This window comes from Desulfobaculum bizertense DSM 18034, from assembly GCF_900167065.1.
GTDB classification, from domain to species: Bacteria; Desulfobacterota; Desulfovibrionia; order Desulfovibrionales; family Desulfovibrionaceae; genus Desulfobaculum; species Desulfobaculum bizertense.
Genome location: NZ_FUYA01000002.1, coordinates 1 through 22,724 on the forward strand (window position 1 = coordinate 1; position 22,724 = coordinate 22,724).

At 53.2% G+C, this 22,724-nt stretch carries 22 protein-coding genes; 11 read left to right on the forward strand and 11 right to left on the reverse strand.

Translation table 11 applies throughout. The annotated features are described in order from the left end of the window. Positions 1-263: 263 nt before the first annotated feature. Genes B5D23_RS02890 through upp form a run of 3 tightly spaced genes read right to left on the reverse strand, consistent with a single transcriptional unit; the run spans position 264 to position 3,215 of the window. Complete coding sequence (locus B5D23_RS02890; protein WP_078683911.1) at positions 264-1,277, reverse strand: NAD-dependent epimerase/dehydratase family protein; 1,014 nt, start codon at positions 1,275-1,277, stop codon at positions 264-266. Positions 1,278-1,292: 15 nt separating this feature from the next. Then, positions 1,293-2,528 (reverse strand): uracil-xanthine permease family protein, encoded by a 1,236-nt coding sequence (locus B5D23_RS02895; RefSeq protein WP_078683912.1) that lies wholly within the window; start codon positions 2,526-2,528, stop codon positions 1,293-1,295. Positions 2,529-2,588: 60 nt separating this feature from the next. Continuing rightward, a complete protein-coding gene (gene upp, locus B5D23_RS02900) occupies positions 2,589-3,215 on the reverse strand; it encodes a uracil phosphoribosyltransferase (RefSeq protein WP_078683913.1) in 627 nt (208 codons plus the stop codon). Between the two features lie 708 nt (positions 3,216-3,923). On the opposite strand from upp, the gene B5D23_RS02910 reads away from it, so the two are divergent. The 11 genes from B5D23_RS02910 to pal all read left to right on the forward strand — a co-directional run bounded on the left by B5D23_RS02910 (position 3,924) and on the right by pal (position 13,751). Next, positions 3,924-4,868 carry a carbohydrate kinase family protein gene (locus tag B5D23_RS02910; RefSeq protein WP_078683915.1) on the forward strand — a complete coding sequence of 315 codons (945 nt, stop codon included), beginning with the start codon at positions 3,924-3,926 and terminating at the stop codon, positions 4,866-4,868. Positions 4,869-4,941: 73 nt separating this feature from the next. Continuing rightward, positions 4,942-6,036 carry a phosphotransferase family protein gene (locus B5D23_RS02915; RefSeq protein WP_078683916.1) on the forward strand — a complete coding sequence of 365 codons (1,095 nt, stop codon included), beginning with the start codon at positions 4,942-4,944 and terminating at the stop codon, positions 6,034-6,036. Continuing rightward, positions 6,036-6,665, forward strand: a complete 630-nt coding sequence (locus B5D23_RS02920; protein WP_078683917.1) for an adenylyl-sulfate kinase — start codon at positions 6,036-6,038, stop codon at positions 6,663-6,665. The genes B5D23_RS02915 and B5D23_RS02920 overlap by 1 nt, the downstream gene beginning before the upstream one ends. A gap of 199 nt (positions 6,666-6,864) precedes the next feature. Further along, positions 6,865-8,235, forward strand: a complete 1,371-nt coding sequence (gene miaB / locus B5D23_RS02925; protein ID WP_144012519.1) for a tRNA (N6-isopentenyl adenosine(37)-C2)-methylthiotransferase MiaB — start codon at positions 6,865-6,867, stop codon at positions 8,233-8,235. Next, complete coding sequence (locus B5D23_RS02930) at positions 8,229-8,723, forward strand: bifunctional nuclease family protein (protein ID WP_078683919.1); 495 nt, start codon at positions 8,229-8,231, stop codon at positions 8,721-8,723. Before miaB ends, B5D23_RS02930 begins: the two co-directional genes overlap by 7 nt. A gap of 34 nt (positions 8,724-8,757) precedes the next feature. Further along, positions 8,758-9,429 carry a histidinol phosphate phosphatase domain-containing protein gene (locus B5D23_RS02935; protein WP_078683920.1) on the forward strand — a complete coding sequence of 224 codons (672 nt, stop codon included), beginning with the start codon at positions 8,758-8,760 and terminating at the stop codon, positions 9,427-9,429. Between the two features lie 209 nt (positions 9,430-9,638). Beyond that, positions 9,639-10,367 carry a MotA/TolQ/ExbB proton channel family protein gene (locus tag B5D23_RS02940; RefSeq protein WP_078683921.1) on the forward strand — a complete coding sequence of 243 codons (729 nt, stop codon included), beginning with the start codon at positions 9,639-9,641 and terminating at the stop codon, positions 10,365-10,367. Next, positions 10,357-10,785 (forward strand): protein TolR, encoded by a 429-nt coding sequence (gene tolR / locus B5D23_RS02945; RefSeq protein WP_078683922.1) that lies wholly within the window; start codon positions 10,357-10,359, stop codon positions 10,783-10,785. The genes B5D23_RS02940 and tolR overlap by 11 nt, the downstream gene beginning before the upstream one ends. 11 nt (positions 10,786-10,796) lie before the next feature. Then, positions 10,797-11,714, forward strand: a complete 918-nt coding sequence (locus B5D23_RS02950) for a TonB family protein (RefSeq protein WP_078683923.1) — start codon at positions 10,797-10,799, stop codon at positions 11,712-11,714. A gap of 1 nt (position 11,715) precedes the next feature. Continuing rightward, the gene (locus tag B5D23_RS02955; protein WP_078683924.1) at positions 11,716-13,035 is read left to right on the forward strand and encodes a PD40 domain-containing protein; all 1,320 of its coding nucleotides are present in this window, start codon (positions 11,716-11,718) and stop codon (positions 13,033-13,035) included. A gap of 179 nt (positions 13,036-13,214) precedes the next feature. Further along, positions 13,215-13,751, forward strand: coding sequence for a peptidoglycan-associated lipoprotein Pal (gene pal / locus B5D23_RS02960; protein WP_078683925.1), 537 nt, complete (start codon positions 13,215-13,217; stop codon positions 13,749-13,751). Positions 13,752-14,250: 499 nt separating this feature from the next. On the opposite strand, the gene B5D23_RS15275 is transcribed toward pal, so the two are convergent. The 8 genes from B5D23_RS15275 to B5D23_RS03000 form a co-directional block, all read right to left on the reverse strand. After that, positions 14,251-15,903 carry a bacteriohemerythrin gene (locus B5D23_RS15275; protein WP_078683926.1) on the reverse strand — a complete coding sequence of 551 codons (1,653 nt, stop codon included), beginning with the start codon at positions 15,901-15,903 and terminating at the stop codon, positions 14,251-14,253. 99 nt (positions 15,904-16,002) lie between these two features. After that, positions 16,003-16,503: a phosphatidylglycerophosphatase A family protein gene (locus B5D23_RS02970; RefSeq protein ID WP_078683927.1), complete on the reverse strand. Its 501-nt coding sequence runs from the start codon at positions 16,501-16,503 to the stop codon at positions 16,003-16,005. A 134-nt stretch (positions 16,504-16,637) separates the two neighbouring features. After that, positions 16,638-17,282, reverse strand: coding sequence for a Maf family protein (locus B5D23_RS02975; protein ID WP_078683928.1), 645 nt, complete (start codon positions 17,280-17,282; stop codon positions 16,638-16,640). Positions 17,283-17,353: 71 nt separating this feature from the next. Beyond that, positions 17,354-18,733 carry a dihydrolipoyl dehydrogenase gene (lpdA, locus tag B5D23_RS02980; protein ID WP_234985059.1) on the reverse strand — a complete coding sequence of 460 codons (1,380 nt, stop codon included), beginning with the start codon at positions 18,731-18,733 and terminating at the stop codon, positions 17,354-17,356. Beyond that, entirely contained in the window at positions 18,723-20,171 is a 1,449-nt protein-coding gene (gene gcvPB, locus B5D23_RS02985) for an aminomethyl-transferring glycine dehydrogenase subunit GcvPB (protein ID WP_078683929.1), read from the reverse strand. Before gcvPB ends, lpdA begins: the two co-directional genes overlap by 11 nt. Further along, positions 20,168-21,502, reverse strand: a complete 1,335-nt coding sequence (gcvPA, locus tag B5D23_RS02990; protein ID WP_078683930.1) for an aminomethyl-transferring glycine dehydrogenase subunit GcvPA — start codon at positions 21,500-21,502, stop codon at positions 20,168-20,170. Before gcvPA ends, gcvPB begins: the two co-directional genes overlap by 4 nt. Before the next feature lie 27 nt (positions 21,503-21,529). Continuing rightward, complete coding sequence (gene gcvH, locus B5D23_RS02995; protein WP_200803619.1) at positions 21,530-21,907, reverse strand: glycine cleavage system protein GcvH; 378 nt, start codon at positions 21,905-21,907, stop codon at positions 21,530-21,532. A 291-nt stretch (positions 21,908-22,198) separates the two neighbouring features. Then, entirely contained in the window at positions 22,199-22,612 is a 414-nt protein-coding gene (locus B5D23_RS03000; RefSeq protein WP_078683931.1) for a response regulator, read from the reverse strand. Positions 22,613-22,724 lie beyond the last annotated feature (112 nt).

The following is a 22,724-nucleotide window of genomic DNA, read 5'->3' on the forward strand; positions in this document are numbered from 1 at the left end:
GAGGAGAGCGTAGCTCTCATCACATTTCGGTCCCCTTTTATTTCGGGCGAAAGCGGGATTCCCAAGGGCCTCGTCCTTGGGTGGGGTCAAGGGGCAAAGCCCCTTGCAGGGTTTGGGGCAGCGCCCCAATAAAACAAACAAACAACCCGCCCGCCCCGCGCCCCTTGCAGAGCACGAGACGGAGTCTCGTACCCCAGCCACACCATAAAAAAAGAGGCTATACCCAGAGTGGGTATAGCCTCGAGATTTTCAGTGATGCGGGGCTAGGGTTTGCAGACGAACTGCTCGCTGTCTTTGATGTACTGATCGAGACAGGGGCGATAATATTCGAACGTTTTTTCTAAGCCCTGATCTGTCGTGGTTGTTGGTTTCCAACCCAGTTCGGCGGTGATTTTTGAGCAATCGCCGTAGAAATCACCGATGTCGATTTTTTTCTTTTCTTCGGGCCACGGGACGAGCTTAAAGGAGCCGCTTTTGGCGGTGGCGATCATTTTTTCGCAGATGCTTTTGAGGGAGATAGGTTCATCGCCAGCGAGGTTGTAGACCTGACCGACGGCCTGTTCCTTCTGTCCTGCGACGAGGAGGGCGTCAACGACGTCTTCGACATAGTTCATGTCGCGTCGCTGGAGGCCATCGCCGTAGAGCTGGATTTGCTTATTTTCTGCCACGAGCCGGATAAACCAGCCGAGAAAGCCTTGGCGGTTGTGCTTCAGGAGCTGCCGAGGTCCGTAAGTATTTGTAAGCCTGAGGACGGAGGTCGGAATGCCATACACCTTGTTGTAGAGCAGGTGATACCATTCGCCAGCGATGCAGTTGATACCGTTGACGTCAACGGGGTCGAGTGGGTGCTTTTCATCGACGGGCATGTAGTGTGGCTTGCCGTATATCTGTCGGGTACTGGTAAGGACGATGCGGGCATCGCGGTTACCGTGGCGACAGGCTTCGAGCACGCCGAGCTGAGCTTTTGCATTGATTTCGAGATCCGTAAACGGGTCGTGCATGGAATCAATGTGGCTCACTTGTCCTGCGAGGTTAAAAATAACTTCCTGATTGCGAATGAGGTACTTCATGGAGACCTGATCGCGAACATCGGAGATGTTGAGATGGATGTCATTTTTAACTGGTTCGATGTTGTAGAGGTTTCCGCCATACTCCTCAATCATGGAGTCGACGACGGTCACGTCTGCACCGGCCTGAACCAGCCGAATCGCGAGGTTGGAGCCGATAAAGCCACATCCACCGGTGATGAGAACTTTTTTACCCGAATAAAACTGCATTGTATGCGTCTCCGCCTAGTGCTTGGTGGGGCGAGGCAGTATGAGGTTGAGAACCACACCGATGACGCCGGAAAGACCGATGCCGGAGAGTGTGACTTTGGACAAGCCAAAGCTCATGCCGCCAATGCCGAAAACAAGAATAACTGCGACAATGGCCATATTCCGGGGTTCGAGCAGATCTTCGCCAGCTTTGACCAGAGCATTGATACCGACGACGGCGATGGTACCAAAGAGGAGAACCATGATGCCGCCCATGACGGGGGTCGGGATGCTCTGCAAGACTGCGCCGAGCTTGCCAACAAAGGCAAGGCAAAGTGCTGTGAGAGCGGCCCAAGTCATGATGCCGGGGTTGAAAGATCTGGTCAGAGCGACTGCGCCAGTGACTTCGGAGTAGGTGGTGTTTGGGGGGCCACCGAGGCAGGATGCGAGAGCGGTAGCGAGACCGTCACCGAGCATGGTGCGGTGGATACCGGGTTCTTCGATGTAATCCTTGCCAGTAACCGAAGAGATAGCGAGTACATCGCCAAAGTGCTCAATGGCCGGAGCGATGGCAACCGGGACAATGAACAGGATGGCTTCCCAGTTAAATTCTGGGAAAACGAAGTTCGGCACGGCGAACCACGGGGCGTTTTGCACAGTCGTGAAATCAACCATACCAAAGTAAAGGCTCAGGGCATAACCTACAACGATTCCGCAGACAATGGGAATGAGTCGCAGAATTCCGCGTCCCAGCTGAGAGACCAGAATCGTGGTCGTGAGGGCACACATGGAAACGATAAGCGCTTCGTTGCGTGCGAAAAGCTCAATGGAGCCGTCTCCGCTTTTGCCGATAGCCATAAAGACAGCGGTCTTGGCGAGGAGCAGGCCGATAACCATGATAACAGGTCCCGTTACGATGGGGGGAAGCACTCGATGCAGGATCTGGGTTCCGCGGAATTTAATCATTGCGGAAAGGAAGACATAAAAAAGTCCCGCAGCGGCAAGGCCACTCATAGTTGCGGGGATGCCCCAAGTCTGCACACCGTAAATGATTGGAGCGATGAACGCAAAAGATGATGCAAGGAAAATCGGAACCTTGCGTTTGGTGACGACCTGAAAGAGCAGGGTACCGGCACCAGCTGTGAACATAGCAACGTTTGGGTCGAGTCCCGTCAGCAGGGGGACCAAAACCAGCGCGCCAAATGCCACGAACAGCATTTGGGCTCCCACAAGGGAGTCTCTCAGTCGGAAGGAATAATCCGTTTCGGCCATGAGTTTAATGCCTCCGTATGTTGTTCGTTGACACAAAAAGGATGGAAACCAACATCGACATTATTTTGTGCCGAAAATCTTGTCGCCAGCGTCACCCAGACCAGGCAGGATGTAGCCGTTCTCGTTGAGGCAGTCATCAACACTTGCAGTGTAGACCTCAACGTCGGGGTGCTTTTCTTCGAGCTTTTTCAGGCCCTCAGGAGCAGCCACGAGGAAGATGCCGCGAATGTTTTTGCAGCCAGCTTTTTTGAGCAGGTCAACAGTGGCGATGAGCGTTCCGCCAGTTGCGAGCATGGGATCAAGGATAAGAGCCATGCGGTCCTGAATGTTGTTGGCGAGCTTGACGTAGTATTCGACAGGCTCAAGAGTCTCTTCGTTACGGAAGAGGCCAACGACGCTGACTTTTGCACCGGGCACCATGTCGAGCACGCCGTCGAGCATGCCGATACCCGCGCGGAGAATCGGAACAACAGTAAGGGTTTTGCCCTTGATGTTGTCGATTTCAACATCGCCATTCCAGCCGTCGATAGTCACCTTCTCGGTTTCGAGGTCTTTGGTGGCTTCGTAGCTCAGAAGGCGAGCAACTTCATTGGAAAGAGCACGAAAATCTTTTGTGCTCAGGGATTTTTGGCGCAGCAGACCGAGCTTGTGCTTGACCAGCGGGTGGTCCACAACATGAACAGCCATTGTATCTCCTTGGCAATTTTGGATGTTGAAAATTTGATAGGAAAATGCGTGGTGCAAAATCTTGCTATTTTTACCCGTGGACGCGTTTAAGGTCAATAGCCGCTCCAAAAATGCAGAAGCTCTGCATCAGGGGGAGGGGAAAAGCGACGCAAAGAGGAAAAGCCTTGATTATGAGTGCTCTTTTGAAAAACTGCATATGCAATTTTTTTCATGAAAGGCGCTTTTTACGCTGAAAAAAAGAATATGAGATCTTTTGAGGGGTGATTGAGGGGCTGATGACGCGGGAAAAAAAGAAAAATAAAAAGAAGAGATTTTGATTTGAATGTTGTGAGGGGTGGAAAAACAGAGATCATAAGATGAATTTGTTAACGAAAAAAAATAAAAAAGAAGAAAAGAGAATGTGCACATTGCCTTGAGAGATAAAAATGCAGTTGTGATGGAATTGCAGAGAAAGAAAAGGTGGTGTTGAGAGGTGGGGAATTTTACAGGGGGGAAGAAGGAATTTACAGGCGTGAATTTCTTGACTACATGAATGCTTTTTCTACGAGGAACTGGCGAAAAGCTGTGCCGTGGAGCACGCGAGAGCGTTTGGCACATGCGGAAGCCTTTGTCGTCGTGGGCCCAAGAGTATACCAGCCTGTGGCAGAGTCGGGTTTTGCACGCCGGGCTTTTGCGAGACACGGAACACAGGACACACGAGGAGCATTCATGAATATTTTTGTTTTTGGTTCGCTGGCATTCGATCGTATTATGGCATTCCCCGGCAAGTTCGAGGACCATCTGATTCCTGAAAAACTGCACATGATTAACGTCTGCTTTGTGGGAAGTGACCTGACCGAGCGCTTTGGTGGAACCGCTGGGAATATTGGCTACACTCTGGCCCTGCTGGGCGAAAAGCCTGTGCTGGTTTCCTCTGCTGGTCGTGATGACTTTGGCCGCTATGACGAGCACTTGAAAAAGCTTGGTCTGGATGATGATGGCATCCGCATCGTCACGGAATCCCTGACCGCAAACTGCCACATTACGACAGACCTTGCTGCAAATCAGATCACCTGCTTTAACCCCGGCGCAATGGGCTACCCGTGCGAGTATGACTTTGCTTCGGCTGACCCGGAAAAAGATATCGCCATCGTGGCACCCGGCAACCATGCTGATACTATTGAGCTGCCTCGTAAGTTCCGTGAGATGGGCATGAAGTATATCTTTGACCCGGGCCAGAACATTACGGCTCTGCCGGGTGAGAAGCTGCTGGAGGCCTTGACGGGTTCTTGGATGTTTATCTCCAATGACTATGAGCTTGAAATGGTGATGCGTGCCACAGATATGAATCTGGAACAGCTTTTGGAGCGGACCCAGTACGTTGTCACCACACTCGGAGAAAAGGGCTGTGTGATTCATAGCGCTGAGGGAGAATGCCGTGTTCCTGCGCTGGAAGGCGTGAAGGTCGTGGACCCCACAGGTGCAGGCGACAGCTTCCGTGCAGGCCTGCTCAAGGGCCTTTCTCTGGGCTGTGAGCTGGAAGTGGCCGCCCGCATTGGTGCCTGCTGCGCAAGCTATTGCATTGAGAAGACAGGGACTCAGGAACACGTCTTTACAGAAGAGGCGTTCTGGGAGCATTATACCAAGAATTTTGGACCGGTTTCCTTCCGCTAGCCCGCATAAGGAGATCGGCCCTGTACATGGTGGCCGCCCCTGTGGCGGCCAGCACAACACAGGATGGTCTCTCATGCTTGAACTGACGAATGAGGCTGTGGAAAAATATCTCCAGCAACTGTTTGGTCCTGAGCTTCGGCTTACCGGCGTTGGTGAGCTTGGCTCTCTGGATCAGCAGGAGATGAAAGATTTTGGATACGGCAAGCCACTGGAGCTGTTCTGGGAAAAGAATGGTGAGTCAAAGAGCGCTGTGCTGTCCATGATGAAGGGCGACCGGTACGGGCATCAGGAATACTGGGATCGTGCCCGTATCCTGATGATGCAGCATGACACCGGGCAACGCATGGAGCGGCATGTGAAGCCGCTTGGACTGGGCTATGCGGACCAGGCAGGCAAACTTTTTGCCGTACAGAATCCGCAGGAATTTTTTGTCCTGAGTGAAAAGAGTCAGGGGCGGGATTATTTCCGTGACCTGTATCGGATTCGCGAGGGAGAGCTTCGGGACGAAGACGTGGCGCTTGCGGCTGAATTTGGCCGCTGGCTGGCACGCATCCATTCAGAAAAACATACGGACCCAGACCTTTACGTCCGCCGGGTTCGTAATCTTGTTGGCGATTGTGAGTGCATTTTCGGCATTGATGATGGCTATCCCTATCCTTATGAATTCTTCCCGCCAGAACGCTTTGTTGCTTTGGAGCAAAAGCTGGTAGAATGGCGCTGGAAACTTCGACAGCACACTGACAGACTCTGCGCAGTTCATGGAGATTTTCATCCGTGGAATATTTTGGTGCAGGAAGGAAGCGCCAGCCCGGATTTCCGCGTGCTTGACCGGAGCCGGGGAGAGTGGGGCGAGGCTGCTGACGACGTGGCCTGCATGACCCTCAACTATATGCTTTTTGGACTCTACAAGAAGCCGTACCTTTCTGGCTCCTTCGCAACGCTTTTTTCCACGCTGTGGGAAAGCTACCTCGAGGCCAGCGGAGACACGGAAATCTGCAAGGTCATTGCTCCATTCTATGTTTTTCGGGCAATGGTCGTGGCTTCTCCTGAGTGGTACCCAAACCACCCTATTGAGGTGCGAAAAGGCCTGTTCAGATTCGTCGAAAATATATTACAAGATGATATCTTTGATTGGCAGAATGTGAATCGATACATGGAGAACGCATAATGTCTGAGACTGCATCAGCACAGCGTCAGGGCTGGGCGATTTGGGTTGTGGGCCTTCCGGGGTCTGGCAAAACCAATCTTGCCCGTGGGCTTGCCGCAAAACTGAGCATACAGGGAGACTGCGTGGTGTGGCTCCAGATGGATGCTCGCCGAAAAGCGTATTTCCCGGAACCGACATATTCTGACGAAGAGCGGGAGGAAGCATATCGGCTTTTTGCTGATGAAGCTGCGGCCCTGACTCGAGAAGGGAAAAATGTCGTTATGGATGGTTCCGCATTCCGTGCGGACATGCGCGACTACGCCCGTTCAATGATACCTGATTTTGCCGAAGTTCATGTCCAGTGCTCGCTTGAGGAAGCCATGAAGCGGGAGCACCGCCGTGAAAAAGGTCTGGTTATGGCAGACCTCTATCGCAAGGCTCTTGAGCGAAAAGAAACAGGGAAAGAGTTTCCCGGACTTGGCAAGGTCATTGGCGTCGATGTGGTCTTTGAAGAAAGTCCACAGGCTGAATACACCATAAACAACGAGTTTATCTCCAAGGATGAAACGCTTCGCCGTACACTCCGTTTTGTTCGCGAGTGGCTGCAAGGTGTTGAAGCTCATCATTTTTGCGATGAAGACGAGTCCTGATAGTGTATAATTCATTTCTTTATGGGGGATTTTTTGCACGGAGCACGCACTTCGTGGAGAAATTCCCCCCTTCCAGCATTTGCCTTTAGCGCCGCTTTTCCCTAAACAGAACTGTTTTGGATGCAGGAAAGCTTCTGCATTCCCGTTTCATTATTTCCAACAGCATTCTGGCGCTGATATGCCGGAAAAGAATACAGATATGACCAGCACGAAAACTTTCCATGTTCTGACCTTTGGCTGTCAGATGAATGTTCATGATTCCGAGTGGCTTGCTCGCGCCCTGACTGTGCGCGGATGGACCGAAGTTTCCGAAGACGAAGCAGAGGTATACATTGTGAACACCTGTAGCGTCCGGGATAAGCCGGAGCAGAAGGTGTACAGCCTGCTTGGCCGCCTTCGGGCATACATCGCAGAGCACCCAGACCGTTTTGTGGCTGTTGGTGGCTGTGTCGCCCAGCAGATTGGAAATGATTTTCTGGAGCGCTACCCCTTTGTGCGTCTGGTCTTTGGTACGGACCAGGTTGGGCGCGTGCCGCATGCTCTGGACGAGCTTCTCGAAGATGGCGAACGCCGTATGGCTCTGCTTGATTTTGAGGATGGCTATCCTTCTCAGGACGCTGTTGATCCTGAATCCGCTGCTGTGACCCATCTTCCGGGACAGGCCTTTGTGAACATCATGAAGGGCTGCGACAATTTCTGTGCGTACTGCATTGTTCCCTTTGTCCGCGGACGTCAGCGCTCTCGCCGGGCCGATGACATTGTCCGTGAATGCGAAGTGCTGGTCGAAAGCGGAGTGCGTGAAATTACGCTGCTTGGTCAGAATGTGAACAGCTTTGGACTGGACAAGCAGGGCGACGGCACCAGTTTTGCCGAGCTTCTGGAGCGGGTCGCAGCTATTGATGGCCTGACTCGCCTGCGTTTCACGACATCGCACCCCAAGGACCTGGCTCCCGAAGTCATCGACGCTTTTGGTCGTCTGGATGCACTGTGTCCGTCTCTGCATTTGCCGATGCAGTGCGGTTCAGATAATATACTGAAAGCAATGGGGCGTAAGTATGATATGGAACGCTACATGGGCCTCGTTCGTGGCCTGAAAGAAGTGCGTCCTGATATTGCTCTGACCACGGACCTCATTGTTGGTTTCCCCGGTGAAACAGACGAAGATTTTCGCCAGACCCTCGCTGCTGTCGAAGAAGTGGGCTTTGAGTCCAGTTTCTCCTTTATTTATTCCGATCGCCCCGGCACCCGTGCAGAGAAAATGCCGTTCAAGATTGACCGAAAGGTGCAGGGGGAACGCCTGATTGAATTGCAGACTCTTCAGGAAACACTGACCAGAGCAGCTCTAAAAAGGTGCGAAGGCACTGAGGCGGAAGTCCTCGTAGAGTCTCGAAGCAAGGTGCAGGACGGCGACGACGTCATTTCCTGGCGTGGGCGTGACCGTTACGGTAGAGTGGTAAACTTCCCGTGGCCACAGGCTGCCGGTGATCTCGCTGGAAAGCTCGTGCGTGTTCGCATTGAAATTGCCAAAAAACATTCTCTTTCGGGAAAAGTTGTAGGCGAACTATGGTAAAAATGACTGTGTATGGTCTGGCGCTGGATGAAACAGCGCAGGTTCCGGTGCTTATCCTCAAAGACGTAGAGGAGGATACGACCTTGCCGATTTGGGTGGGGGCAACGGAAGCTATGGCAATTTCCCTTGCACTCAACAAGGTGGCATTGCCGCGGCCCATGACGCATGATTTGATGCTCAATCTTGTTCACCAGCTTGGCGCCGAGGTTTTGCGCGTTGAGCTGGTTCGTGAAGAGCGTGGAACCTATTTTGCCGAGATTGTTTTGCAGGTTGCGGAAGAAGAAATTCGCGTTGACTCTCGCCCGTCAGACGCTATTTCTCTCAGCCTTCGGGCCAAGTGTGACCTGTGGGTCAGCAAGCAGGTGCTCGAGACTGCTCTGGAGCAGCTTGGGGATGCAGAATCCCGCCTGACCCCGAATACAGACCGTGAATCCTGGGAAGCGATTCTCCAGCAGTACAGCGGCGACGACAACAAATACAAAATGTAAGTCCCTATTCACCTGCTCTTGCAAAGGAAGTCCGATGATTGACCTGCATACGCATACGGTTTTCAGCGATGGCGAACTCATTCCCGCAGAACTGGCCCGCCGGGCAAAAGTCGCAGGGTATCGTGCCCTCGCTATGACAGATCATGTTGATGATTCCAATGTCGAAACGGTGCTTGCTGCCGTGCGGCAGGTGACGGAACTGTATTCTCCGTACATGGAGATTGATCTGTTCTGTGGCGTTGAGCTGACACATGTACCGCCCGCGCTGATTTCCCGCGTGGCCGACCGTGCGCGTGAGCATGGTGCCCAGATTGTCGTCGTGCACGGTGAAACCATTGCCGAGCCAGTTGCTCGCGGGACAAACCTTGCTGCGCTCGAAGCTGGGGTCGATATTTTGGCCCATCCGGGACTCATTACGCACGAAGAAGTGCAGCTTGCCGCAGAGAAGGGCGTTGCTCTTGAGATTTCGACCAGAAAAGGACACAGCCTGACAAATGGTCACGTTGCGGCCTTTGCCCGCCGCTATGGTGCAAAACTGGTCATTAATAATGATGCGCATGCGCCGTCAGATCTCGTTGGCGAAGACATGCGAAAAGCTGTGGCCCTTGGGGCTGGACTTTCTTTGGATGAATACCGAGCAGCAGAAGAAAATGCGCGTGGCATTCTCCAGAAGGTGCTGAACCGGGAACGGGCCAGACGGCAGTAAGTGCATGTGCAAGCTTGTGAAATGATTTGTGTGGGAATACAAGTTTGCGTAGGCGGGAAGAGTTTTGAACTTCAAAGGTTTTGAGGCCCCTGCCGACGCGGTCGAAAGATCGTCAGTGATTTTGTATACAGAGAAACGAGCAGGTTCAGAGAGCGTCTTTTTGTTGGCGCAGTGTCTGGGCTACTGAAAGTTTCACAAAGGATATTTTTATGCCCCAAGCTGGTATTTTTGCGATTCTCGGGCACGCGACGTTTACCGTAAAGTGCGTCCTGGCTTTGCTGGTGTGCATGTCTCTTATGAGCTGGAGCGTGATTCTTTTCAAGATTGTGGTCCTGAATCAGGCCCGCATTCGTGCCAGAAAAGACTATGCAAAATTTGTTATGGCGCAGACACTTTCCGAAGCCATGACCGCCCTTGGTCGCGATTACTCTTCGCCGCTGTATGGCGCGGGCACAATGGCAATGGACGAGCTGAAGCGTCTGGAGAAGGTCAAGCTTCTTGATGCAGCTCATAGTCCCATTGTCATTGAGAACCTTGGGCGTGCATTGCGGCAGGGCGTAAGCGCTCAGCTTGGCAAGTTCTCCCGTTCTTTGCCGTTTCTCGCGACCTGCGGTAACTCGGCTCCTTTTATTGGTCTGTTTGGTACGGTTTGGGGCATTATGCATGCGTTCCATTCCATCGGGCAGATGAAGACGGCGGCGCTTGCTGCTGTTGCACCGGGTATTTCTGAGGCTCTGATTGCAACTGCGGTCGGTCTTGCTGTCGCTATTCCCGCGTCCATTGCCTACAACGTGTTTTTGGGGATGCTCCAGACCGTGGAACGCGAGCTGGTGAATTTTACCGGAGCATTTCTGAACACCGTGCAGCGTGAGCTGTCTGGTGAAGAAGCTCCTAAAGCAGAAAACCCCATGCTCAAGGGGATGGACAATGGGCTTTAATTCTGGCGGACAGAACAGCTTTATTGCCGAAATCAACGTGACGCCCTTTGTTGATGTCATGTTGGTTTTGCTGATTATTTTTATGGTCACTGCGCCAATGATGACGCAGGGGCTTGAGGTTGACCTGCCCCAGACCCAGACCGTCCAGACCCTGCCACAGGGCAAAGATCACATGGTTTTGACCATTTCCAAGGATGGAGAGCTGTATCTCGATGAGTACAAGGTGCCACGTGAACAGCTTGCCGGACACCTTGAACGTCTGGTAAAAAAGCCAAATAAATTCCTGTACCTGAGAGCAGACAGAGCCGTACCTTACGGAGTTGTTGTCGAAGTCATGGGACAGGTCAAGTCTGTGGGCATTGATCGGCTCGGTGTTGTGGCAGAGCCGGACACTGACCCGTCCAGAAAGAAGTCTTAGGTACCCCCGCAGTGATACGTTTTTTTAGCTGGATTTTTTCTTTTCTCATCCACGCAACAGTCGTTTGCGCGGCTCTTTTTGTTGCGTCTCCAGAACCAGCAAAGATGAATCTCGACATCCCTGTCTATCATGTGGATCTCGTGAAGCTGGTGCCCAAGAAAGGAACTCCGGCTCCGCGGCGTGCTGCTCCCAAGCCTGCGGCTCGTCCTAAGGCGGCACCTGTTGCGGCTCCCGCACCAGCTCCAAAAGAGGTTCATCCCTCTGCGCAGCAGATCGCCTCGCGGGAGGAAAAGCCTAAGCCAAAGCCGAAAAAGATCGTCAAGAAAGAGGCGCCCAAGAAGCCTGTCAAAAAGAAGGCTCCGCCCAAAAAACTTGAGACCAAGAAGCCAGCCAAGAAAGTGACCAAGGCCAAGCCGAAGAAAAAAGCTGCGCCAAAGAAAAAGGTCGCGCCCAAGAAGAGCCGCCAGCAGTTGCTGAATGAGGCCCTGCAGCAGGCAAAGAAGGATGCCAAGTGGAAAGAGCATCTGGAGAAGAAAAACCGCAAGTCGACAATGGAAAATGAGCTTGCGGCGCTGCGAAGTCTTGTCGCCAAGGAAGATGCCAAGAAAGGCCCGGTTGGGGCCGGTGGTGATTCTGACGATGGCGTAGAGGTCGGGCTGGAACAAATTTATGCTGCTCAGGTCAAAGAGATTATTCAGGAGAATTGGCGCTTCCCCTCAATTCCCGTAGAATCACAGCTGAGCGCGACAGTCGTGCTCAAGGTCAACGCTGCTGGCGCGATTGTCGATTCTCGGCTTATCAGCACCTCTGGCCGTCCAGATTTTGATTCTTCTGTGACCAAGGCGATCAAGGAAACGCGTCAGCTTCCGCCGCCGCCGGGAAAAGTGAGCCAAATCCAGATCAACTTTAATCTTCAGGACATGCTGTAATATGAAACGTTTTCGCATCCTTTGCACTGTCCTTTGTCTCGTGCTCTGTCTCACTGGTACAGCCTTTGCCAGTCAGAGCATGACTATCGACATCAACGGGCCGGGGCAAAACCGGGTGAACATGACCCTTGCCGAGCCGTTTATCTTTTCTGGCTCGACTCCAGATGTTGCCCGCAGCTTTTCGCAGCTCGTTGAGCAAAATCTCGGCCTCCTGCCTTTTATTCAGGTGGTCCCCGCATCCAGTATTCTCGGTGGTGCGCAGCTCAAGGGTGTGACTCGTGACGACATTGACTTTCACCGTTTTCAGGTGAGTCGGGTCGACATGGTCGCGACCGCTGGGTGGCGTCCTGATCCGGCTGGTGGAAGCCGTCTTGAATGTCGCGTGTATGAGAGCTTTGGTTCCCGCCTTCTTGTCGGCAAGGCCTATGCCGGTGTAAACCGGGCCAATGTTGCCCGTGTTGCAGATCTTTTTTGTGAGGCGTTTATGAAGGCCCTCACTGGACGCAGTGGCTTCTTTAGTTCCACCCTCGCGTTCACCAAGACAAGCGGCAAGAAAGGACAGCGCAATATTTGGACTGTGACTCCGCAGGGGCGAAACCTGCGGCAGGTGACCTTTATGGACGGCGCAAGCAGCAGCCCCTCATGGTCTCCTGATGGTCGCTTTCTCGCCTTTGCCCATCACAGCAATCATGAGCACACGCTTGGCTTATGGGATTCGCGGAACAACAGAATTTTCATGAGCAAGGTTCCCGGTACAACGATCGGAGGCACCGCCTTTACCAGTCAGGGGAATGTTGTCATTGCCCTCACTCGCGGCAACATGGAAATTTTTGAGCTGACCCGGGATTTGACCCGAATTAAAAAAACGCTCGTCCAGAACTGGGCGATTGACGTTTCTCCTGATTTTTCCGCCGATGGCAAGACTCTCGCCTTTGCCTCAGACCGCTTTGGCAACCCACATATTTTCACTCGGGACATGGCTACGGGTAAAATTTCTCGCGTTACGTACGATGGGAAGTATAATACAAGTCCGTCGCTCAGCCCTGATGGGAAGATGGTTGTCTTTTCTCGGCGTACTGACGAAGGTCATCGGATTTTTGTCCACGAAATCGACACCGGACGCGAAAGGCAGCTGACCTTTGGCCCCGGAAGTGACGAAGAACCTGCATTCTCCCCGGATGGGTATTTTATTTGCTTTGCGTCTAATCGCTCCGGGAAGTATCAGTTATATTTGACAACGCGACATGGTGCTGAACCAAAACGCATTCCAACTGGAAATGGGGATGCAACACAGCCCGCTTTCGGCCCAAGGTCTCGTTAGTACATGTTTTATGCCCGCAACTGGCGGCAGGTATGAAAGAAAAGAGTTGAGCTGACATTGCCTTTCGTATTAATGCGAAGTAATCCCAGTAGAAGATAAAGGAAGCCAGTACCTTGCTTGACTGTGGATTTTCGCAAGTGTGATTCAAGAAGTTTCTGAAGCTGATTGAGGAGGATGAAATGAGAATGAGACTCCTGGTTGTTGGATTGCTGGTTGCTTTTATGGCCCTCACTGGTTGTGCAAAAAACCAGATGAGCACCGAGCCTGGTACCCAGGCTGGTGAAAATGCCGCTGTTGCTACTGATTCCCAGAATAGCAATGGCCTGAGCGAGCAGGACCTCGCTGACCAGCAGCGTCAGGCTATGGCCGCCGCTGAGCAGGAAATTACCCAGAACAGAATTTACTTCGGTTTCGACAAGTTCGACCTCGACGCTGAAGCAAAAGACGTTCTCAAAACCAAGGCCGAAGCACTGAAGGCTCACTCCGAGTGGAAGATGCTCATCGAAGGTCACTGCGATAACCGCGGTACCGAAGAGTACAACCTCGCCCTCGGTGAACGCCGCGCCCGCGCTGCATACGAGTTCCTCGTTATGCTTGGCGTGCCGTCTTCTAACCTGAAGATCGTTTCCTTTGGTGAAGAGCGCCCCGCTGTCGACGCCGACAACGAAGCCGCTTGGGCTAAAAACCGTCGCGATGAGTTCAAACTCTTCAAGTAAGCGACTCGGTTTGCCCCTTTTTAAAAAACGCCGCTCAGCGAACGCTGAGCGGCGTTTTTTTATGGCGTAGGTGAGTTTGGGGGCGCAGTTTGGTGTTGTATTGGGACGCTGTCCCAAACTCTGCAAGGGGCGCTGCCCCTTGACCCCGCCCAAGGACGAGGCCCTTGGGAATCCCGCTATCGCTCAAAAAAGACGGCTGAATGGGATGAAAGCTATGCTTTCCTCTCCATCAGCCGTCTTTTTTGAGCTAGTGGGCGTTTCCCGAATGCGTGTTTTTTTGCCTTGTTCGAACCTCCCTTTCTTTCTGAACGCTTGCGTTCAGAAAGAAAATGGTGGCAACTCGCAGAAGAGAAAGAGGCTCTCGACGTTATTTTCATCAAGTTTGAATTTCATTCACGCGAAGCGTGGATGGAATTCAAACTCGTTGAGGATACGTAAGGGAATCATTCCCTTACGCGGGGGGTTGGGGGCTGGCCCCCAATCTTCCTCCCCCATGCTCCTAGCGTACGCCATTCTGGCGCATAAATGGGGCGTATTTTTTGTCAGTGCCTTTGATGTGACCGACGAGCCAGTCGCGAAGGAAGTTCATGATGTCGGTAGAGACATCAGCCTGCCCGGAGGAATACTGCTGGGCGAACTGCTTGACCTTGTCTGTGAACTGCTTGTGAATGCGCTTGTGGCTTGCGGTGTCGGCGTAGCCGAACTTGTCGAAATACTTTTCTTCGGTCCCGAAGTGATAGACGGTGTAGTCGAGGAGTTCAGTAAGAATTTTTTGAATAACGTCTCTGCCGTGGCCGTTTTTCATGCCGCGATAGAGGGTGTTAATCAGGTTAATGAGCTGCTTGTGCTGTGAGTCTAACTCATTGACGCCGGTAGCAAGCTCGTGAGTCCAGTTGAACAGGGTGTCGGCAGAGATGGAGTTCAGGTCCTGCACGAGATGCTGGAGGTTGACGTTCATGTCAGACAGCTCGTGAGCGGAGCGCGCGGCGTCAGTAATACCGTGGGCAATGGAGTCGGCAACGTCGTTAACTTCGCCGACGGCGTTGTTGATTTCCGACATGGTCTGCGCCTGTTCCTCGGCAGCGGCGGCAATGGCCTGAATCATGCTGAGGTTCTCTTCGGCGAGAGACGTGATGGTGCTGACGGCGTTGCCGGATTCACGGGAAAGCTCTGCTGCACTGTTTACGAGGTCGGCGGCATCATCCATGCGGTTGACGTTGGCCTGAGCGGCCTGCTGAATGCCAGCGATGGAGACGCCGACTTCTTTTGTGGCGGCCATTGTTTTTTCGGCGAGTTTTCTGACTTCGTCGGCAACAACGGCAAAACCACGACCAGCCTCACCTGCGCGGGCGGCTTCAATGGCGGCATTCAGGGCGAGGAGGTTGGTCTGGTCAGCAATGTCGTTAATAACATCAATAACCTGTCCAATGCCCTGAGCCTGCTCACCAAGGCCGTGCATCAGCCCCTTGAGTTCGCTGGTAATGCCTTCAACCTGAAGGATGGCATCCTGGGCACGGGTGACGACCTTGGTGCCTTCCTCAGCCTGCTGCTTGGTATTTTCAACGTTAGCGGCGGTTTCGTGGGTGTTGCGAGAGATGTCTGTAACGGCTGCGGACATTTCGACCATAGCGGTAGAGGTCTCGTGCATGCGCTCACGCTGGGTGGCGGCACCAGTGCTGATGCTGTCAGTCAGATCCGTGATGACGTGAGTTGCTTCTGCTGTGCTGTCGACCACGAGGGTGAGCTTGGCAGCAGTTTCGCTCATTTCTGCTTTGCGGGTTTCCTCGGCCATTTTGGAAGCCTGTGCGGATTCCTGAATGGACTGCCGGGTGCGCTGCTCAATGCTGGAAAGTTCTTTGCTCAGTCTGTCATTTTTTTTGACGATGTCTTTTTTTTCCTGAAGCAGGATATCAAGGGAGCCTTCGAGGCTCTGCCCGATACGTTGCCTCCCGAGCCTGTGCGCAATGGCTTCCTGCGGGGCAAAGCCGTGTTGCTGTGCAAAGAAAAGGGCTGTGGCGGCAAAGATGGCTGCGACAAGGCCGAGCACCGTCAAAACAAATGGTGAGGCTGCAAGCTGTGCAGCAATGCAAATCCCTAGGGCTGCAATGAGGCTAAGGATTCCGCAAACAAGCGACGGGGTTTTCTGGATCATGTTCCTTCCCTGTTCAGCATTGTGGCCCGAAATGGGTCAGATAATAAGAGTGATTCCTGATAAGAACAGTGTGCCGTAAAATATTCTTATCGGCAAGAATTAACGAAACATTTGGGAGATATACTCTAAATAAAGAAATCGGGCACCAAAAAGGCAGAGAGCGCCGTAGAGTCCGGCAATTATGTCGTCGATCATGATGCCAAAGCCCCCAGGAAGCCATGATTCAGCAGCTTTGACGGGCCAGGGCTTGAGGATGTCGAAAAAGCGAAACGCCAAAAATCCAAAAAGGATTTGCCAGGACGTCATGATGGGGAAAAATGCGAAAACGAGCCACTGACCAGCGACTTCGTCAATGATAATGCAGCCGGGGTCTTTCTGGCCGAGCAGTCGTTCTGCCCTGTCTGCGGCAAGTCCGCCAAGAACGAAGACGAGGGCGATGATGATGCAGCGGACAAGGGGCGAATAGGGCAGAAGGAGAAAAGGGGCGGCGATGATGGCGACCGCAGATCCCCAGGTGCCGGGAGCTTTGGGTAAAAAGCCAACCGGGCCGAGCGTGGCTATTGCCTTAGAAATTTTATCTGTCGCAGTGGTGTGAGACATGGTCTTTCCTCTGTGTATTTTAGAGAAGCCTATGGAAGGGATAGGACCGAAGAAAAATTTTGGCAAGCGTTCAATGTATTGCGATTGCCATGCGGTATACCACAAAAAAAGCCCTGACAGGCAGGGCTTGGTGTCTATCGTGTCATCATTGCGCGGGGGCGAATGGCCCGGATTGTCTGGAGGCATTGCACAAGTCGGGCAAGGGGCAGACCCACGACATTGTTGTACGAGCCGCTGATGGACTCAATGAGAAAGCCGCCTTTGCCCTGAATGGCGTAGCTTCCGGCCTTGTCCATAGGCTCGCCTGTTTCGATGTAGCTAAAGAGGACTTCAAGGGGCTGTGGTCCCATTGTGACTTCCGTGGAGACGGAAAAACATTCAGGACGGGGAGAGCTGGGGTGATAGACCGCGCAGCCTGAAATGACGTGATGTGTGTTGTCCACAAGCTTGGAGAGCATCATCATGGCATCTGTTGTGCCGCTGGGCTTGCCCATGATCTCGTCATCGAGAGTTACAATGGTGTCGCAGCCAATAACGATGGCGTCTTTGTTCGCCTTGTGAACGGCGTCTGCTTTGGCGAGCGCGGCACGAACGGCAAATTCTTCTGGTGTTTCGTGGTCTTCGGGTTCTGGCTCGCACTCGTCTGGGGCGGGAATGATTTCAAAATCAAGGCCGATGGATTCCAGCATTTCGCAGCGTCGGGGGGAGCCAGAGGCCAAGATGATGCGCTGGATGGACTGAAAGGGGCCTGCTTCAACAACAATCGGTTCAATATCCATAAACGGGTTCCATAAAAAACGGGTCGGCACCCAAGGGAGCCGACCCGCTGATGTTCAGTGTTGGGCGTGAATCACACTGCGGTTTGATCCGCAAGGATGGCATGCAAAAGCGCTTCATCCAGTGTGGGGTGAGCCCATATGATACGGTGAGCGTCGGCGAGAGTCCAGCTTTCGCTGACCATGAGTGTCGCCTGCGTTATGAGATGCGACACGCCATGCCCGACAGCCGTTACCCCACATATCTTTCCATCATTCCAGAGTATTTTGATAAAGCCCTGAGCCAGTGCGTGTGCCTGCGCAATGGGGTTTGCCGCCAGTGCATACTGGGAAACCACAGGGGACAGACCCTCTGCACGCATGTCTTCTGCCATTTTTCCTACCCGAATGCTTTCTGGTGCTCCATAAATGCACCACGGCATTGGCCCGGAGGAATAAGGCGCAGATGTTTTGCCTGCGATGATGTCTGCAACATACTGCCCCTGATGCGAAGCCGCATGAGCGAGTAACGCCTGCCCATTCAGATCGCCAATGGCGTAGATACCTGCTGCGGCCTTGAGATACTCGTCAACCTGAATAAAGCCACGGCTGTCTTGCGTGCAGGCGGATTCTTCCAGCCCTAGCCCGTCAAAGACAGGGCCTCGGCCTGTGGCGACAAGCACACGGTCTGCCGTAAGCTCTTCGCCAGATTCCAGCGTGAGTTCTGCATGCTCGGCAGTGCTCCTGAGTGACTGCACCCGTTTGCCAAGAAGAAGCTTCCATTTTTCGCGTTTGCAAAGTTGCGCAATGGTCTTGCTTACGTCTGGGTCCTCAAAGGGCGCCAGACGATCAAGAGCTTCGACGACCGTGATTTTTGTTCCAAGGCGGGAAAAGAAACGGCCAAGCTCCAGACCAATAACGCCGCCGCCAACAAGAATCAGGCTTTCGGGAATTTCCGTCAGGTCCAGAATCCCGTCAGAGTCAAGAATCCGCTCGCCGTCTGGCTCCAGCCCCGGGAATGCACTCGGAGCCGAACCCGTAGCAAGCACCAGGTTTCCAAACTCAATGGCTTGCGGGCCATCGCTAAGCTGAACGTCGATATGTGACGCGTCGTGTATGTGGGCACTGCCTTCAAAAAGGGCAATCCCAAGCTGTTCGAAGCTCTTGCGTAGTCCCTGACGCGATCCATTCAGCACCTGCTCTTTGCGTTTTTGAAGCGCTGGGAGATTTGGCTGAATACTGCCAGAAAGCAGCTTGAATTTGGACTGTGCTGCCAGCTCATGAATGCACTCTGTTGCTCCCAGAAAGAGCTTTGTAGGAATGCAGCCACGATTCAGGCAGGTGCCGCCGAGTTCTCGACGTTCCACAATGGCGACGGAAAGTCCATTTTGTGCTGCGCGCTTGGCGCAGGCTTCGCCACCGGGACCAGAACCAATGACAACGAGGTCAAAGCGCACTGTGTGCTCAGACGTCATCTGTCAGCTCCATGCTGCGTGCGGCACGCGTTTCATCGAGTCGGGTGACAGGAAGTGTCACAGGCGCATGCTTGACGCTTTCAGGGTCTGTTTTTGCTGTTTCGATGATCTCGGCGAGGGCATCAACAAAGTCGTCGAGGGTGCTCTTGGATTCTGTTTCTGTTGGCTCAATCATGAGGCACTCTGGGACAATGAGCGGGAAATACACAGTGGGTGCATGGAAGCCCTTGTCCAGAAGCGCCTTGCCAACGTCCAGCGCACGGACGCCGTTGAGTTCATCACCAACAACAGAGCAGACAAACTCGTGTTTGCAAATGTCGTTGTGCGGGACCTCAAGGAGAGAGCTGACGCGTGCGCGGATGTAGTTTGCTGCCAGAACGGCATTTTCACTCGCGCGGGTCAGGCCTGCTCCGCCAAGGCGAAGAATGTACGCGTAGGCTTTGAGGTAAACGCCAAAGTTGCCATAGAACGGCGCCATGTAGCCGATACTCTTGGGATGGTCGTAGTCGAGAACAAAGCGGCCATCTTCGAGTTTCTTGACGCGGGAGACTGGCAGGTAGGGTTTGAGCCGTGGCGAAACACCAACCGGGCCAGAACCCGGACCACCGCCGCCGTGTGGCGTGGCAAAGGTTTTGTGCAGATTCAGGTGAACAACGTCAAAGCCTGCATCACCCACGCGCATTTTGCCCATGATGGCATTCATGTTTGCCCCGTCATAATAGAGCAGGGCGTCCTTTTCGTGGATCATCTCGACGATTTCCGGGAGATGTTTTTCAAAAAGGCCAAGAGTGTTGGGGCAGGTCAGCATAACTGCGGCGACATCATCGTCCAAAGCCTCGCGAAGGGCTTCGGGGTCAACCATGCCGTCACGGGATTCGATAGAAACAATGTCAAAGCCCGCAAGGTGTGCTGATGCGGGATTTGTGCCGTGCGCAGAGTCCGGGATGATGACTTTGGTCTTGTTCGTGTTGCCCTTGTCCGCATGGTACGCAGCAATAAGCATTGCCCCGGTCAGCTCGCCATGTGCGCCTGCCATTGGGTGAAGGGTGTAGGCGGCCATGCCCGTGATTTCGCAAAGCAGGCTCTCGAGATCATACATGACGGCAAGAGCGCCCTGTGTGAAGTGGCCTGCTCCCTTGAGCTGGGCCATGAGGGGGTGCAGTCGGGTGAAGCCCGGAAGTGCTGCGGCCTGCTCAATGAATTTGGGATTATATTTCATTGTGCAGGAGCCAAGCGGGTAGAAATTGCCGTCGACGCTGTAGTTCAGGTGCGAAAGCCGGGTGAAGTGGCGGACCACGTCCAGCTCACTGAGTTCTGGGAGCTGGGCCGGGCTTTGGCGCATCATTGACTTGGGCAGAACATCTGCGGCCTTGAGCTGTGGCTCGTTTAGGCACACACCTTTTCTGCCGGGGACTGATTTGGCGAAGAGCGTTTTCATCGAATCACACCTCCAACCATTTCAGCAAGGATACCAAGATCCTGACGGGAATGTTTTTCTGTGCAGGCGACCAGCAGGCAGTTTTCCAGCCCCTTGAAGTAGCGGCCCAGAGGGAAGCCGGGGACAAAGCCGCGTTCAGTGAGCTGGTCAACCAGCTCATAGGCCGGAATGGGGAGCCTGATCGCGAATTCATTGCAGAACGGGGCATCTGTCAGCAAACTGATGCCGGGAATCTCTGTGAGTCGCTGTGCAGCGTACTGTGCATTTTCCATGCTTTTTTCTGCAACGCGCTGCATGCCGCAGGGACCAAGAAGGCTCATGTAGGCAAGGGCGCGCAGGGCGCACAGAGACTGGTTCGAGCAGATGTTTGACGTGGCGCGCTGGCGGCGGATGTGTTGCTCGCGGGCCTGAAGGGTCAGCACGTAGCCTGTACGGCCTTCGGTATCCACGGTGCGGCCAACGATTCGGCCGGGCATCTGGCGCACCATTTTTTTGGTGCAGGTCATGATGCCGAGGTATGGGCCGCCAAATGACAGAGGCATGCCAAGGCTCTGGCCTTCGGCCACTGCGATGTCTGCGCCCATTTCACCGGGTGTTTTGAGGATGCTCTGCATGACCGGATACACAGAGATAACACTTTTTGCCTTGACGGAGCGTGCATGGTCAAACAGTTCGGTGAAGTCATTGACGTTACCGAAGAAGTTGGGATTCTGCACAACAACAGCAGCGGTTTCTGAGTCTACAGCGGCCTTAAGTGCGTCGAGGTCTGTTGACCCGTCGCGGTGAGGCACGGTGACCAGATCAAGTTTGAGATTTTTGGTATATGACGCCAGCATGATGCGATAAATCGGGGACAGGGCTTCGCTGATGACCAGCTTTTTACGCTTGGTCGCCCGGACGCCCATCATCATGGCTTCAAAGATGGCAGAACCGCCATCGTACACCGAGGCATTAACGCACTCCATGTCGAAGAGGCGGGAGATGGCTGTTTGATATTCGAAGATAGCCTGCAGGGTGCCCTGTGAGGCTTCTGGCTGGTAGGGGGTGTAGGCCGTGGCAAATTCACCACGGTTAGTCAGGGTGTCGACAGCGGCCGGGATATGGTGGTCATAGAATCCCGCGCCAAGGAAGCTGACAACATCAACGACGTTCTTTTCCGCCAGTCGTTCGATGTGGGCCATGACTTCCATTTCGCTCAGACCATCGGGGAGATTGAAGCTCTTGGGACGAAGCGCCGGGGCGATGTCCGCAAAAAGAGCATCAATGTCGCTGACCCCAATGGTGTCAAGCATCTGCCGTGTCTCCTCAGGAGTATGAGGAATGTAGGGCATTGGTATGACTCCTTAAAAAAGGGCTAGCTAGTGACAGGATACGGCGTTTTTTTCGTAGTCTGCGGCGTTCATCAGGCCCTCGGGCTGTGCGGCAAGTTTGATCTTGACCAGCCAACCTTCTTCGTATGGGGACTGATTGACTTTTTCGGGGGCGTCTTCAAGAGATTCGTTGATTTCAACAACTTCACCGGAAACCGGGGCGTAGATTTCGCTCGCGGCCTTGACGGATTCAACAGAACCCATCTCTGCACCTGCATCAAACGTGTCGCCAATTTCTGGCAACTCAACGTAGGTCAGGTCTCCAAGCTGTTCCTGCGCAAAGTGTGTGATGCCAACATAGGCAAATTCACCGTCAATGCGCGCCCATTCGTGTGACTTACTGTAGAGCAGATCCTGGGGAATCACTGTCCTGTCTCCTTGATTCTGTGTCCCGGCCGTGGCCGTGGGCCGATGATGGCCGGAGAACGGGTTTATGTCGTTGTATTTGTCTTGTGCAATGCAGTGAGTACTGCCACTCATGGGGATATACTTTTGCAGGCCGCTTCGCAATAGCAAGGCGGCCTGTAACGCGTCTTTACGACTGGGGACGTGGGGCGGGGAGGGGCTTCTCCGAGTATGCAAGAACACGCGTCAAAAAGTTTAGTAAATACTGTAAGGGCTTGTTCTTGTGACTCTTTTGGAGAAAATGTTTTGAAGCTACGCTTTTCGCTCCTGAATCTGGATGCCGAGATTGCGGATCTCATCCAGTAGCGTTTTCTTACGGATTGGCTTCACGATATACGAGGTGGCCTCGCCAAGGAAAAAGGCGTCATGAAGTTCCTTTGTGTCATCAAGGGCAGAAATCATGATGGTTTTTGTTCGCTTTTCCAGAGGAACATCGTGTTCTGTTTCAATCTCTCGAATTTCTCGCAATGCCTGCTGGCCGTCAACATTCGGCATTATAATGTCCAGGCAAATGAGGTCATACGGTTCGTTACTCGTCAAGGAACGCTTAAATGCTTCCACAGCTTCCTCGCCATCTACTGCAACATCACAGTATCCATACGGATACAGAATTTTCTGCATGAGCCTGCGGCTGTCGAAGTCGTCATCAACAATTAAAAAACGCATGGGTCCTCCCTCATTTCTGTAAATGATAAACGTACTGAAATGTGTAATTGATTTTTATTTGTGATGCAATATTTGCTGGGGAGTTGTAAGCACTTCCGAGACAGCGTACCCT

Coding starts and splice junctions, on each gene's coding strand:
- B5D23_RS02910 (WP_078683915.1), top strand. CDS start 3,924: ATGAATATTTTTGTTTTTGGTTCGCTGGCATTCGATCGTATTATGGCA.
- B5D23_RS02970 (WP_078683927.1), bottom strand. CDS start 16,503: ATGTCTCACACCACTGCGACAGATAAAATTTCTAAGGCAATAGCCACG.
- gcvPA (WP_078683930.1), bottom strand. CDS start 21,502: ATGCCCTACATTCCTCATACTCCTGAGGAGACACGGCAGATGCTTGAC.
- pal (WP_078683925.1), top strand. CDS start 13,215: ATGAGAATGAGACTCCTGGTTGTTGGATTGCTGGTTGCTTTTATGGCC.
- B5D23_RS02920 (WP_078683917.1), top strand. CDS start 6,036: ATGTCTGAGACTGCATCAGCACAGCGTCAGGGCTGGGCGATTTGGGTT.
- lpdA (WP_234985059.1), bottom strand. CDS start 18,733: ATGACGTCTGAGCACACAGTGCGCTTTGACCTCGTTGTCATTGGTTCT.
- B5D23_RS15275 (WP_078683926.1), bottom strand. CDS start 15,903: ATGATCCAGAAAACCCCGTCGCTTGTTTGCGGAATCCTTAGCCTCATT.
- B5D23_RS02940 (WP_078683921.1), top strand. CDS start 9,639: ATGCCCCAAGCTGGTATTTTTGCGATTCTCGGGCACGCGACGTTTACC.
- B5D23_RS02915 (WP_078683916.1), top strand. CDS start 4,942: ATGCTTGAACTGACGAATGAGGCTGTGGAAAAATATCTCCAGCAACTG.
- gcvPB (WP_078683929.1), bottom strand. CDS start 20,171: ATGAAAACGCTCTTCGCCAAATCAGTCCCCGGCAGAAAAGGTGTGTGC.
- B5D23_RS02895 (WP_078683912.1), bottom strand. CDS start 2,528: ATGGCCGAAACGGATTATTCCTTCCGACTGAGAGACTCCCTTGTGGGA.
- B5D23_RS02930 (WP_078683919.1), top strand. CDS start 8,229: ATGGTAAAAATGACTGTGTATGGTCTGGCGCTGGATGAAACAGCGCAG.
- B5D23_RS02975 (WP_078683928.1), bottom strand. CDS start 17,282: ATGGATATTGAACCGATTGTTGTTGAAGCAGGCCCCTTTCAGTCCATC.
- B5D23_RS02935 (WP_078683920.1), top strand. CDS start 8,758: ATGATTGACCTGCATACGCATACGGTTTTCAGCGATGGCGAACTCATT.
- B5D23_RS02890 (WP_078683911.1), bottom strand. CDS start 1,277: ATGCAGTTTTATTCGGGTAAAAAAGTTCTCATCACCGGTGGATGTGGC.
- upp (WP_078683913.1), bottom strand. CDS start 3,215: ATGGCTGTTCATGTTGTGGACCACCCGCTGGTCAAGCACAAGCTCGGT.
- B5D23_RS02955 (WP_078683924.1), top strand. CDS start 11,716: ATGAAACGTTTTCGCATCCTTTGCACTGTCCTTTGTCTCGTGCTCTGT.
- B5D23_RS03000 (WP_078683931.1), bottom strand. CDS start 22,612: ATGCGTTTTTTAATTGTTGATGACGACTTCGACAGCCGCAGGCTCATG.
- tolR (WP_078683922.1), top strand. CDS start 10,357: ATGGGCTTTAATTCTGGCGGACAGAACAGCTTTATTGCCGAAATCAAC.
- miaB (WP_144012519.1), top strand. CDS start 6,865: ATGACCAGCACGAAAACTTTCCATGTTCTGACCTTTGGCTGTCAGATG.